This window comes from Pseudomonas nitroreducens (assembly GCF_010994165.1).
Classification (GTDB): domain Bacteria; phylum Pseudomonadota; class Gammaproteobacteria; order Pseudomonadales; family Pseudomonadaceae; genus Pseudomonas; species Pseudomonas nitroreducens.
This window is the reverse complement of sequence record NZ_WMBX01000008.1, coordinates 131,835-144,689: the sequence shown is the minus strand read 5'-3', so window position 1 is coordinate 144,689 and position 12,855 is coordinate 131,835. Positions and strand designations below refer to the sequence as shown.

The following is a 12,855-nucleotide window of genomic DNA, read 5'->3' as shown; positions in this document are numbered from 1 at the left end:
GATGTCCCGGAGTGGCTGGAGCGCCCGGGAGCCTTCGGCTACCATGCCCGCTTTGTTGCCCGAGGTTGCCCATGGAGTTCGTGCTCTACCTGGTGCTTGGCGCCTGTGCTGGCGTGCTCGCCGGCCTGTTCGGCGTCGGCGGCGGGTTGATCATCGTTCCGGCCCTGGTGTTCAGCTTCACCGCCCACGGCTTCTCGCCCGATGTACTGACGCAGATGGCGGTCGGGACGTCGCTGGCGACCATCATCTTCACGTCGATCAATTCGATTCTCGAACACCACCGCCGTGGCGCCGTGCGCTGGCGGGTGTTCGCCTGGATGACCGTCGGCATCCTAGTCGGCAGCGCGCTGGGCGCATTGACCGCGTCGAAGATTCAGGGGCCGGTGCTGCAGAAGATCATCGGTACCTTCGCCATCCTGGTGTCGATCCAGATGGCCCTCGGGCTCCAGCCCAAGGGCGGGCGCGACCTGCCGGGCCGCTTCGGCCTTGGCGTGGCGGGCGGCTTGGTGGGCTGGGCTTCGGCGATCTTCGGCATCGGCGGCGGTTCGCTGACTGTGCCGTTTCTGTCCTGGCGTGGCGTCTCCATGCAACAGGCGGTTGCGACTTCTTCGGCGTGCGGCCTGCCGATCGCCATCGCCGGCGCGATATCCTTCATCGTCGTCGGCTGGCACAACGCCAAGCTGCCGGAGCTGAGCCTGGGCTTCGTCTACCTGCCGGCGCTGCTGGGCATCGCCGTTACCAGTATGTTCTTCGCCCGCATCGGGGCGCGGCTGGCGCATCGCCTGCCGGCCAAGGTCCTGAAGCGTTTGTTTGCCCTGCTGCTGTTCAGCGTGGGTTTGAGTTTCCTGATCTGAGTTCCTGCTAGGAGAAGCGGATGCTGCCTTATCCACAGATCGACCCGGTTGCCGTAGCGCTCGGGCCGCTGAAAATCCACTGGTACGGCCTGATGTACCTGATCGGCATCGGCGGCGCCTGGCTGCTGGCCTCGCGCAAGCTGAAGGAGTTCGACCCGACCTGGACCAAGGAGAAACTCTCCGATCTGGTGTTCTGGGTGGCGTGCGGCGTGGTCCTGGGCGGTCGCCTGGGCTACGTGTTGTTCTACAACCTGGACGAGTACATCGCCAACCCGACGCTGATCTTCGAGGTGTGGAAGGGTGGCATGTCGTTCCACGGTGGCCTGATCGGCGTGATGCTGGCCACCTGGTGGTTCGGCAAGCGCAACAACAAGAGCTTCTTCCAGCTGATGGACTTCATCGCGCCGTTGGTGCCGATCGGACTGGGCGCCGGACGTATCGGCAACTTCATCAACGGCGAGCTGTGGGGCAAGGTGTCCGACGTGCCCTGGGCGATGATCTTCCCCACCGGCGGCCCGGAGCCGCGCCACCCGTCGCAGCTGTACCAGTTCGCGCTGGAAGGCGTGGCACTGTTCGTCGTGCTCTGGCTGTTCACCCGCAAGCCGCGCCCGACTGCCTCGGTGTCCGGCCTGTTCGTGCTGTGCTACGGCATCTTCCGCTTCATCGTCGAGTTCGTCCGCGTGCCCGATGCCCAGTTGGGCTACCTGGCGTGGGGCTGGCTGACCATGGGCCAGGTGCTGTGCGTGCCGATGGTTCTGGGCGGCATCGCGCTGATGGTCTGGGCCTATCGTCGCGCCCCGGCGCAGCCGGCCGCGAGCTGAGCATTGCCTGAATGAAAAAGCCCGCCGATTGGCGGGCTTTTTTATTGAGCTTTGTAGGAGCGAGCTTGCTCGCGAACAGACTCCGCTGCGGGGTTTGGTTCGCGAGCAAGCTCGCTCCTACAGGTACTGGCTCAGACGGGTTCCACCAGCAACAGGACACCGTCCTGCCCGATCACGCGCACCTGCGCGCCCACGGGCAGGTCCGGCCCGCTGACCAGCCAGACGCTGTCGCCGACGCGGACCTTGCCGCGCCCGCCGACGATGGCGTCATGCAGGGCGAACTGCCGGCCCACCAGTTCGCTGCCGCGGCGATTCAGGCTGGACGGTTCGGCTGTGCGCTTGTTGATGCGCTGGTGGTTCCACCAGTACAGCGCGGTGAGGATCGCCAGCACGCCGAAGGCCAGGCACTGCCAGACCCAGTCGAGCCCCGGCACGAGGAAGGACAGCACGCCGGTGAGCGCGGCGGCGATGCCGATCCACAGCAGGTAGCCGCCGGCGCCGAAGATCTCCAGGATCAGCAGGACGATGCCCAGGCCCAGCCAGTCCCAGAAACCGAGGTTCTGGAGAAAGGCGGCCATCAGCTACGGCCCTTGGTGTCGCCGAAGGTGGCCTTGACGATCTCGCCGATGCCGGCGACCGAGCCGATCACCTGGCTGGCTTCCAGCGGCATCAGCACGATCTTGCTGTTGTTCGAGCTGGCCAGCTTGCCCAGCGCGTCGACGTACTTCTGCGCGACGAAGTAGTTCACAGCCTGCACGTTGCCATGGGCGATGGCTTCGGAGACCACCTGGGTTGCACGCGCCTCTGCTTCGGCCTGGCGCTCGCGGGCCTCGGCTTCGAGGAAGGCGGCCTGGCGCTGGCCTTCGGCCTTGAGGATCTGTGCCTGCTTCTCACCTTCGGCGGTAAGAATGTCGGCGGCGCGCTTGCCTTCGGCTTCGAGAATCTGCGCGCGCTTGAGGCGCTCGGCACGCATCTGTCCGCTCATCGCTTCCACCAGGTCGGCCGGCGGGCTGATGTCCTTGATCTCGATACGGGTGACCTTCAGGCCCCAGGGCGCGGTGGCTTCATCGACGGTACGCAGCAGGCGCTCGTTGATCGAGTCGCGCTGGCTGAGCATATGGTCCAGCTCCATGGAGCCGAGCACGGTGCGGATGTTGGTCATCACCAGGTTGCGCACGGCATTTTCCAGCCCGCTGACCTCATAAGCGGCGCGTGCCGCGTCCACTACCTGGTAGAAGCACACCGCGTCGATCTCGACGATGGCGTTGTCGGCGCTGATCGCCTCCTGCGGCGGGATGTCCAGCACGCGTTCCATCATGTTGATCTTCTGGCCGACGCGATCCACCACCGGAATGATGATGCTCAGGCCCGGCTTGAGCGTGACGGTATAGCGACCGAAGCGCTCGATGGTCCATTCGAAGCCCTGGGGAACGACCTTGAACCCCATGAGCACGATGACGATGGCGAGGATGACGAAGAGCAGGGCAACACTGCCGATTTCCATGTGAAGAACTCCTTGTGGTGCAAGACGGACGGTTTTGCTGCAGGGCATCAGTATAAGGCTGCAGAGCCGGCCGACTGGATAAGCATAGTCCCCGCAACTTCCCGGGATTGCGCCAGTGAGAGGGCGCATTAAGAAATATCCGTGCCCCTGCTTCCAGACTTCTGATTGAGCGCGGCGGCACGGACAGCGGACTCTGCACACCCTTCGGATCATCCTATCAGCGCGGAGGTTGGTCCCGCCCGGCTCCATCGCAATCTATCCGTCGATGCGCGGCGTGCGGGACTCATGGAGCCGGTGTTGTCGTGAAATTGTTGCTCATCCACCAGAACTTTCCTGGCCAGTTCCTCCACCTGGCACACGGTCTGCTCAAGGACAGTCGCTGCCAACTGCTGGCCATTGCCCGTGATACGGCACGGGGTGTGCCGGGGGTACGTACGCTGCGCTACAGCCCCAGCCGGGCGGTTTCCCCGCAGATCCACCACTATCTGTACACCGTCGAGGACGCCGTCCTGCATGGTCAGCAGGTAGCCAGGCTGTTGCTGCAACTGCGCGGCACTGGCTATCGCCCGGACGTGATCCTGGCGCACCCGGGCTGGGGAGAAACCTTGTATGCCAAGGACGTCTACCCGGATGTTCCGCTGATGCATTTCTGCGAGTACTACGGCGCCATGGAGGGGGCGGATATCAATTTCGATCCGGAGTTTCCGTCGAGTTTCGACGAGTGTGCTCGCAGCCGGACGCGCAATGCCCTGCACCTGCTGAATCTGGAGCATTGCGACCTGGGCATCAGCCCCACCCCGTGGCAGCGCGGCCTGCATCCGCTGGCATACCGGGAGAAAATCCAGGTGGCTCACGAAGGTATTCCCCTCGATATGCTGCGCCCGGACCCGCGAGGTTCCTTGCGCCTACCCTCCGGGCAGGTGCTCAGGGCTGGCGATCCCGTGGTGACTTACGTGGCGCGCAATCTGGAACCCTATCGGGGCTTCCACATCTTCATGCGCGCGTTGCCGCAGATTCTCGACCGCCACCCGCGGGCACAGGTCCTGATACTGGGGGGCGACGAGGTGAGCTACGGCATGCCTCCCCAGGGGGCGCCCAACTGGCGCACGCGCATGCTCGAGGAGGTGAGGCTGGACCGCTCACGCGTGCACTTCCTTGGCAAGGTTCCCTATGCCACCTACGTGAAAGCGCTGCAGGTTTCCTGTGCACACGTCTACCTGACCTACCCCTTCGTCCTGTCGTGGTCGATGCTCGAGGCCATGGCGTGCGGCTGCCTGCTGGTCGCCTCCGACACGGCACCGGTCCGCGAGGTGGTTCGCGATCGAGAGAATGGCTATCTGGTGGACTTCTTCGCCGTCGACGACCTGGCCGAGCGCGTGCTCGAGGTCCTGCACAATCCGTCGGCGCATGCCGGCCTGCGCCAGATTGCCCGTCTCACTGCACAACGCTTTGACACCCGCAGTGGGGTCAGCGCCTATCGTCGTCTGCTGGAGATGGCCATGGACCCTGCGCGGGCTCAAGGCTGAGGCTGGGTGGCGGCGCGACCTGCGCCGCCGTGGCGTCCAGAGGGGCTACTTCTGTTCGCTCTGCGGGGTCACCCGCATGACTTCCTCGATGGTCGTCAGGCCCGCCGCAACCTTCTGCGCGCCGGACAGCCGCAGGCTGCGCATGCCTTCCTTGAAGGCCTGGCGGCGCAGCGGGATGAGGTCGGTGTCGGCGGTGATCAGCTCCTTCAGCGACTCCGTCAGCAGCATGATCTCGTACACGCCGGCGCGTCCGCGGTAACCGGTGTCGCGGCATTCCAGGCAGCCGACGGCCTGCTGCGCACCGGTGGGCAGCGGGGCGTTCCAGGGGCGGGTGACTTCCTGCCAGTCTTCCTCGTGCAGCTCCATCGGCGCCTTGCAGTGCGGGCAGAGCGTGCGCACCAGGCGCTGGGCCATGACGCCGAGCACGGTGGCGCGGATCAGGTAGTAGGGCACGCCCAGTTCCAGCAGACGGGTGATGGCGGTGGGCGAGTCGTTGGTGTGCAGCGTGGAGAGCACCAGGTGGCCGGTGAGTGCCGCCTGGATCGCCATTTCGGCGGTTTCCAGGTCACGGATCTCGCCGACCATGATGATGTCCGGGTCTTGCCGCAGCAGGGCGCGCACGCCGCTGGCGAAGGTCAGGTCGATGTTGTGCTGGACCTGCATCTGGTTGAACGAGGGCTCGATCATCTCGATCGGGTCCTCGATGGTGCAGAGGTTCACCTCATCGGTCGCCAGCTGCTTGAGCGTGGTGTAGAGCGTGGTGGTCTTGCCCGAACCGGTGGGGCCGGTGACCAGGATGATGCCGTTGGGCTGGCTGGTCATGCTTTCCCAGCGGCGCAGGTCGTCGGGGGAGAAGCCGAGCTGGTCGAAACTCTTGAGCAGCACCTCGGGATCGAAGATCCGCATCACCATCTTCTCGCCGAAGGCCGTGGGCAGGGTGGACAGGCGCAGCTCCACCTCGGCGCCTTCCGGGGTCTTGGTCTTCACCCGGCCGTCCTGCGGCTTGCGCTTCTCGGCGACGTTCATGCGCCCCAGGGATTTCAGGCGGCTGACCACCGCCATGCTGACCTGCGGCGGGAACTGGTAGACGTTGTGCAGCACGCCGTCGATGCGGAAGCGTACCGTGCCCTGCTCGCGGCGCGGTTCGATATGGATATCGCTGGCGCGCTGTTGGAAGGCGTACTGGAACAGCCAGTCGACGATGGTGACGATGTGCGCGTCGTTGGCATCGGGTTCCTGATCGCTGGCGCCCAGGTTGAGCAACTGCTCGAAGTTGCCGACCCCGCTGATCTTCTGGTCCGCCGAGCTGGCACCGGTCACCGACTTGGCGAGACGGTAGAACTCGACGGTGAAGCGCTGAATGTCCGCGGGGTTGGCCACCACGCGTTTGATCGGGCGCTTGAGAACGTGGGTGAGGTTGCTCTCCCAGGCGTGCACGAAGGGCTGTGCACTGGCGATGGTGACTTCGTCCGGCGCTACCGCGACCGCGAGGATATGGTGGCGCTGGGCGAAGGCGTAGGACATCAGCGGCGTGACCGCGGCGACATCGATCTTCAGCGGGTCGATGCGCAGGTAGGGCTGCCCGGCGTAGTCCGCCAGCCACCTCACCAGCGTATCCAGGTCCAGCTTGTGCCCCGGCCGCTGGCGATCCTCGACCTGCTGCGCGGCGAGGAACTCCAGCGGGTGCTGCTGGTTCTTCACCGCGCTGCGGCGGATCGCCAGGCACTGCTCGGCGTCATCCTGGGCGACGCGGCCCTGGGTGACCAGCTCGCGCAGGATGTCGCCCAGGTCGAGCGGACGGTCCTGGGCGGAAGGGGCAAAGACGGACATGCAGACTCCCTACTTCAATGGCGGGTCGACAGGCCCGCGACGTCGCCGGGCCAGCTTATTTCAAAAGCGCCTTCCACGGCTTGAGGGTCAGCACAGTATGGGCCTGGGCCGCGAGGGCATCCAGGCGCCCCTCGGCCTCGGGAGTGGCGAGCAGCTCCTGCAGCTTGGCCAGTTCGCCGTAGAGGCGGTCGGTTTCCGGCAGCTCCAGTACGCTGCGCGCCAGGCGCAGCCAGACCAGCATGCGCTGCAGGCGCGGCAGCTGGTCGGCGAGTACCTCGGGCAACTGCTGGGCGCGTTGCAGCGGCATGGCCTGCGCCTCTTCGGCAAGGGTGCGCTGCAGCCACTTGCCGACGGCGGAGCCGCCCAGCCGGTTGGCACGGTCGTTGCGCTCGGCGGTCCAGGCCTTGCCCAGCAGCCAGCGCGAGGTGCTCAGGGAGAACTGACCCCAGCGCACATTCGCCAGTTCCTCGCGGAAGACTGCCGGCATCTGCTGGCGCAGCGCCTCGTCATCGCGAGCCTGTTCGATGCGCGGTTGCCAGTCGGCGATCAGCGCGTCGAGAGCAGTACGCAGTTCGCGGGTGGTGGCGCGCGGCACGGCCTGGCCAAGACTGCCGAGCAAAGCGCGCAGGTCGAGCAGTTGCTGCAGCCAGCTTTCCAGCATGCTCCAGTGGCCATTGAAGCGGTATTGCTCGGCCAGGCGCTGGCTGCTGCCCAGCAGCGACCAGGACAGCGCGGCAAAGGCGCCGTCCAGCGGGGTCTCATGCAGCAGCTTCTGGGTGTCGGGCTGGATGCTGTAGCTGGCCGGGTCGAACAGGCGGTAGCCGCGCTCGGCCTTGCTGATGTCGCAGGGCATCAGCGCGAGGTCGGCGGCCAGTTCGATGGCCAGGTCCAGCAGCGCCTCGGGCTCGCCCTGGCGCAGTTCCAGCTCCAGTTCGCAGATATCCTCTTCCTGTTTGCCGGCGACGACCTTGCCCAGGTCGAGCGCGGCCTCGATCACCACCTTGGTCTTGCCGCGGCCCCAGGCGATCTCGGCGCGCTGGCGGGTGAAGTCGGTGCTGAAGATCGGCTTCAGGGTCTTCTTGTCCAGGTCCGCCAGGGCAGCTGGCCAGCACTGGTCGTCGAGCTTCTTGATATCGAGCTTGTTCTTCTCCAGGTACCAGTCCCATTCGTTGCGCTCGGACAGGCCGGCGATGCTCTGGCCGCGGGTCTTCAGGGTCTGGATGAACTGCTCGCCATCCTTGCGCATGCGCAGCGCCACACGGGCGCGGGCCAGATCGCGGCCAGGGGTGTCGTAGTACTGGTTGAACAGCTCGCGGGGCTCCCAGCCGGATTTGTTGCGCTTCTTCAGCGCCGGGTGATCGCGCAGGGCTTCGAGGGTCTCGCGGCTGACGCGCAATTTGATTTCGGTTTCTTTCTGCATGGCGGGGGTCCGGTTCAGAGCGGCCGCGCCCGGATTCCCGACCTGCTGTAGGAAGGACGGAACGACGGGCGCGAAAAAGACTTCAAAGTCATGCAGTCTACAGGACTTCGGCGTTCCTGCCGGGCGCCGCGAGGTTTTACCGCAGCGTGGCATGGTCCATAGTGGGAGCACATCTTCGGAGGACGCCATGCCGTTGCCGCCCCTGAAACAACGCTTTGCCGAGCTGATCGCGGTTCCTTCCGTCAGCTGTACCCAGCCCGCGCTGGACCAGTCCAATCGCCCGGTGGTCGAGTTGCTCGGCAACTGGCTGGTGGACCTGGGTTTCGCCTGCGAGATGCAGCCGGTGTCACCGGGCAAGTTCAACCTGATCGCGACCCTGGGCAGCGGCCCCGGCGGCCTGGTACTGGCGGGGCATACCGATACCGTGCCCTACGACGAGGCCCTGTGGAAAAGCGACCCGCTGGGCCTGGATGAACGCGACGGGCGCTGGTTCGGCCTGGGCTCCTGCGACATGAAGGGCTTCTTCGCCCTGGCCATCGAAGCGCTGTTGCCGCTGCTGGAGCAGCCGTTCAGGCAGCCGCTGATCATCCTCGCCACCTGCGACGAGGAAAGCTCCATGGCCGGTGCCCGTGCGCTGGCCGACGCGGGGCGGCCGTTGGGGCGCGCCGCGGTGATCGGCGAGCCGACCAACCTCAAGCCGATCCGCCTGCACAAGGGCGTGATGATGGAGCGCATCGACATCCTCGGGCAAAGCGGCCATTCCTCCGACCCGAGCCTGGGACGCAGTGCGTTGGAGGCCATGCAGGCGGTGATGGGCGAACTGCAGGGCCTGCGCAGCCAGTGGCAGCAGGAGTTCAACAACCCGCAGTTCAGCGTGCCGCAGCCGACGCTCAACCTGGGCTGCATCCACGGCGGCGACAACCCCAACCGCATCTGCGGCCAGTGCGCCCTGGAGTTCGACCTGCGCCCGCTGCCGGGAATGGCCCCGGAAGCCCTGCGCCAGAGCATACGCGAGCGGCTGCGGCCGGTTGCCGAGCGCCACGCCGTGAAGATCGATTACGCACCGCTTTTCCCTGCTGTGCCGCCCTTCGAGGAGCCGGCGCAGAGCGAGCTGGTGCGACTCGCCGAAAGTCTGACCGGGCATACGGCGGAAGCGGTAGCCTTTGGCACCGAAGCACCGTATCTTCAGCAGCTCGGCTGCCAGACCCTGGTGCTGGGCCCCGGCGACATCGCCTGTGCCCACCAGCCCGATGAACACCTTGAACTGGACCGCATTGAGCCGACCGTAGCGTTGCTACGCGGATTGATCCGTCATTACTGTCTATAAATAGCCCTGTGTAGGCAGTTGCCTGTAGAGCGCCCGGAAAGCGGGCCCAACGTAGCCAAGAGGAGAAACCTGTCGATGTTCCTGCGACGACGATAACCGCGCCGCCACTGGCCGCCTTTCGGCCGCATCCGACAGATTTCCGCCCACTCGAACGACAGGCTTTTCAAGCAATGCACGACTACGTCAACTGGCTGCGCCACGCTTCCCCCTACATCAACTCGCACCGGGACTGCACCTTCGTGGTCATGCTCCCCGGCGAGGGCGTCGAAGACCCCAATTTCGGCAATATCGTCCACGACCTGGTGCTGCTGCACAGCCTGGGTGTGCGCCTGGTGCTGGTGCACGGCTCGCGTCCGCAGATCGAGGCGCGTCTGGCCCAGCACGGGCTGGCGCCGCGTTTCCATCGCGGCCTGCGGGTGACCGATGCGCCGACCCTGGGCTGCGTGATCGACGCGGTGGGCAGCCTGCGCATCACCATCGAGGCACGCCTGTCGATGGACATGGCCGCCTCGCCCATGCAGGGCTCGCGCATGCGCGTGACCTCGGGCAACTTCGTCACCGCACGGCCGATCGGCGTAGTCGATGGCATCGACTACCACCACACCGGCGAAGTCCGCCGGATCGACCGCAAGGGCATCAATCGCCAGCTCGACGAGCGCAGCATCGTCCTGCTCTCGCCGCTGGGTTATTCCCCCACCGGGGAAATCTTCAACCTCGCCTGCGAGGACGTGGCCATGCGTGCGGCCATCGACCTGGGCGCGGACAAACTGATTCTCTACGGGGCCGAGCGCGGCCTGATGGACGAGGCCGGCAAGCTGGTGCGCGAGTTGCGCCCGCAGCAGGTGCCGGCGCACCTGGAACGCCTCGGGTCGAGTTATCAGGGCGAGTTGCTCGATGCCGCCGCCCAGGCCTGCCGCGCGGGTGTGCGGCGCAGCCATATCGTCAGCTACACCGAGGACGGCTCGCTGCTGTCGGAACTCTTCACCCGCACCGGCAACGGCACCCTGGTGGCGCAGGAGCAGTTCGAACAGCTGCGCGAAGCGGGCATCGAGGACGTTGGTGGACTGCTGGAGCTGATCCGTCCGCTGGAAGAGCAGGGCATCCTGGTGCGTCGTTCCCGCGAGGTATTGGAGCGCGAGATCGAGCAGTTCAGCATCGTCGAGCGCGAAGGGCTGATCATCGCCTGCGCGGCGCTCTATCCCATCGCCGACTCCGACGCGGGCGAACTGGCATGCCTGGCGGTGAATCCGGAGTACCGCCACGGCGGACGCGGCGACGACCTGCTGGAGCGTATCGAACAGCGCGCGCGCAACCTGGGACTGAAAACCCTTTATGTGCTCACCACCCGCACGGCCCACTGGTTCCGTGAGCGTGGCTTCCAGCCCAGCAGCGTCGAGCGCCTGCCGGCGGCGCGGGCGTCGCTGTACAACTACCAGCGCAATTCCCAGGTATTCGAGAAGACGCTCTGATCAGACCCGGTCTTTACCGGATACCGAATGCCTGATCTGCACGCTCAGCCGCGGCGCCTGGCCTGGCTCTGCGCAGGGCCTGGCCTGTTCCACCTGCTGCTGGCGCAGTCGCTCGCCGCCGTCGCGCCAGCCGGCTTCCCAGCTGGCCGCCAGAATCTCATGTGGCGGACAGCGCGGGGCGCGGCCGAGCAGCGCTTCCAGGTAGCCTTGCCGGTAGGCGACTTCCAGCTGATGGAGTGTCCAGGAGGGAGAGTGGGGGAACATGCGCGCTTTCCTGCGAGGTCTTGCGCGGATCGCGCCGGCCGGGGCCGGACGATCCGCAGGGAGGGAGGATTCTCCCCCCGCACTCGCAGGTTGCCGATCAGAACTCTATGAGCTGCATGTCAGCGATTTCTTGCACCGTCAGACGCTGAGCAGGCCCAGGATGCTCGCCTGATACGCGGCGACGAAGGTGTCGAAATCGCCTTCGGGCTGCTTCTCCAGCTCCGCCTGTTCGGCCAGGGATTCGCTGGCCATGCTCTCGAAGCGCGCCTGCTCCTCGGCCGGCAGCGGCTCACCCTGCAGGGTGGCGGCATGCTGGCGGCTGTAGCGCAGGGCGAAGGCCTCGAAGCTCTCGCCGCGCTCGCGCATCTCCGCCAGGACCTTCGCCGACGGCGTCAGGCTGGCGTCGGCAACCTTGGTGCGCTGCTCGGCCAGGCTCTGCGCGTGCAGGCCCGTACCGTTGGCGCGGTCGAGCAGTTCGATGATCGGCGCGATGCCGTCGAGCAGGGCGTTCGCCCAGTCCTTCATCTCGAGCTGCTGGCCTGCGCGCTCCAGCTTCAGGCCGGGACGACGACCTTCCTTGACCACCTTGAGGAAGTTGCTGGTGGCCGCGCCGCACTCGCAACCGCCCAGCGGCGGGCTGTCGGACAGCGCGCAGTAGAGCAGGAAGGCGTCGAGGAAGCGCGCCTCGGTGACGTCGATGCCCAGCGGCAGGAAGGGGTTGATGTCCAGGCAGCGCGCCTCGACGTACTGCACGCCGCGGGCCATCAGCGCCTGGATCGGGCGCTCGCCGGTGTAGGTGACGCGTTTCGGGCGGATGCTCGAGTAGTACTCGTTCTCGATCTGCAGGATGTTGGTGTTGAGCTGTACCCATTCGCCATCGACCTTGGTGCCGACCTTCTCGTACGGCGCGTACGGCGTGCTCACCGCGCGGCGCAGGCTGTCGATGTAGCTGTCCAGGTCGTTGTAGCAGGGCGTCAGGCCGGCCTGGGCGTTGTTCTGGTAGCCCAGGTCGCTCATGCGCAGGCTGGTGGCGTAGGGCAGGTAGAGCGTGTGTTCGTCGAAGGCTTCCAGGCCGTGCGGGCGGCCGCGCAGGAAGCCGGCGTCCAGCGCCGGCGAGGCGCCGAACAGATACATCAGCAGCCAGCTGTAGCGGCGGAAGTTGCGGATCATCGCGATGTAGCGGTGCGACTGGAAGTCCCGCGCGCTCTTCTCGCTGCCTTCGTCCTGGCGCAGCAGCTCCCAGATGCCTTCGGGCAGGGAGAAGTTGTAGTGGATGCCGGCGATGCACTGCATGGTCTTGCCGTAACGCAGGGCCAGGCCCTTGCGGTAGACGTACTTCAGGCGGCCGATGTGCGAACTGCCGTAGCGAGCGATCGGGATGGTCTCTTCATCCGGCAACTCGCAGGGCATGGACGGGCTCCACAGGTATTCGCCGTCGAGCTTGCCGCTGGCGAAGCGGTGGATTTCATCCAGTTCTTCCAGGGTCTTCTCGACGCTGGTCGAAGTCGGCGTGATGAACTCCAGCAGCGACTCGGAGTAGTCGGTGGTGATCTGCGGGTTGGTCAGTGCCGAGCCCAGGGCGCGCGGATGCGGGGTCAGGGCAAGCTTGCCGTGCCCGTCGACGCGCAGGCATTCGCGCTCGATACCGTGCAGGCACTGGGTGAGCAGGGACAGGTTGGCGGCATCGCCCAGCAGGGCCAGGCGGCGGGAAAGTTGGTCGCTCAAGTTGGAAGTCCTTCACACGGCAATCGCCCCACTATGGGGGTGGACTGGGCGGTCTACAAGGGGAGAACACAACCGGCGTGGTCGCCTGGCTTCATCGAGGCGCTGCGCCGGCGCC

The 12,855-nt window shown here is 66.0% G+C and carries 11 protein-coding genes; 5 read left to right on the top strand and 6 right to left on the bottom strand.

What is annotated here, in order from left to right; translation table 11 throughout:
- The first annotated feature begins 71 nt into the window (after positions 1 to 71).
- Complete coding sequence (locus GJV37_RS28400) at positions 72 to 854, top strand: sulfite exporter TauE/SafE family protein (protein ID WP_024762175.1); 783 nt, start codon at positions 72 to 74, stop codon at positions 852 to 854.
- 20 nt (positions 855 to 874) lie between these two features.
- Positions 875 to 1,675: a prolipoprotein diacylglyceryl transferase gene (lgt, locus tag GJV37_RS28395; RefSeq protein WP_024762176.1), complete on the top strand. Its 801-nt coding sequence runs from the start codon at positions 875 to 877 to the stop codon at positions 1,673 to 1,675.
- A gap of 131 nt (positions 1,676 to 1,806) precedes the next feature.
- Here lgt and GJV37_RS28390 read toward each other — a convergent pair whose 3' ends face one another.
- Positions 1,807 to 2,253 (bottom strand): NfeD family protein, encoded by a 447-nt coding sequence (locus GJV37_RS28390; protein WP_024762177.1) that lies wholly within the window; start codon positions 2,251 to 2,253, stop codon positions 1,807 to 1,809.
- Complete coding sequence (locus tag GJV37_RS28385) at positions 2,253 to 3,179, bottom strand: SPFH domain-containing protein (protein ID WP_024762178.1); 927 nt, start codon at positions 3,177 to 3,179, stop codon at positions 2,253 to 2,255. The genes GJV37_RS28390 and GJV37_RS28385 overlap by 1 nt, the downstream gene beginning before the upstream one ends.
- 302 nt (positions 3,180 to 3,481) lie before the next feature.
- Here GJV37_RS28385 and GJV37_RS28380 point away from each other — a divergent pair, with 302 nt between their 5' ends.
- Positions 3,482 to 4,705, top strand: a complete 1,224-nt coding sequence (locus GJV37_RS28380; RefSeq protein ID WP_193453212.1) for a glycosyltransferase family 4 protein — start codon at positions 3,482 to 3,484, stop codon at positions 4,703 to 4,705.
- A gap of 45 nt (positions 4,706 to 4,750) precedes the next feature.
- Here the strand turns inward: GJV37_RS28380 and tfpB are convergent, their stop codons facing one another.
- Entirely contained in the window at positions 4,751 to 6,535 is a 1,785-nt protein-coding gene (gene tfpB, locus GJV37_RS28375) for a type IV pilus assembly ATPase TfpB (protein ID WP_037012496.1), read from the bottom strand.
- Between the two features lie 55 nt (positions 6,536 to 6,590).
- Positions 6,591 to 7,955 carry a CYTH domain-containing protein gene (locus GJV37_RS28370; RefSeq protein ID WP_193453211.1) on the bottom strand — a complete coding sequence of 455 codons (1,365 nt, stop codon included), beginning with the start codon at positions 7,953 to 7,955 and terminating at the stop codon, positions 6,591 to 6,593.
- A gap of 187 nt (positions 7,956 to 8,142) precedes the next feature.
- On the opposite strand from GJV37_RS28370, the gene argE reads away from it, so the two are divergent.
- Both argE and argA read left to right on the top strand, forming a co-directional pair.
- On the top strand, positions 8,143 to 9,282 hold the full coding sequence (gene argE / locus GJV37_RS28365) for an acetylornithine deacetylase (protein WP_169887088.1): 1,140 nt from the start codon (positions 8,143 to 8,145) through the stop codon (positions 9,280 to 9,282).
- Positions 9,283 to 9,452: 170 nt separating this feature from the next.
- Positions 9,453 to 10,751: an amino-acid N-acetyltransferase gene (argA, locus tag GJV37_RS28360; RefSeq protein WP_024762181.1), complete on the top strand. Its 1,299-nt coding sequence runs from the start codon at positions 9,453 to 9,455 to the stop codon at positions 10,749 to 10,751.
- Here the strand turns inward: argA and GJV37_RS28355 are convergent, their stop codons facing one another.
- Both GJV37_RS28355 and gshA read right to left on the bottom strand, forming a co-directional pair.
- Positions 10,752 to 11,015, bottom strand: coding sequence for a ribosome modulation factor (locus GJV37_RS28355; RefSeq protein WP_193453243.1), 264 nt, complete (start codon positions 11,013 to 11,015; stop codon positions 10,752 to 10,754).
- Between the two features lie 138 nt (positions 11,016 to 11,153).
- Complete coding sequence (gshA, locus tag GJV37_RS28350) at positions 11,154 to 12,740, bottom strand: glutamate--cysteine ligase (protein ID WP_065086538.1); 1,587 nt, start codon at positions 12,738 to 12,740, stop codon at positions 11,154 to 11,156.
- Positions 12,741 to 12,855: the final 115 nt, after the last annotated feature.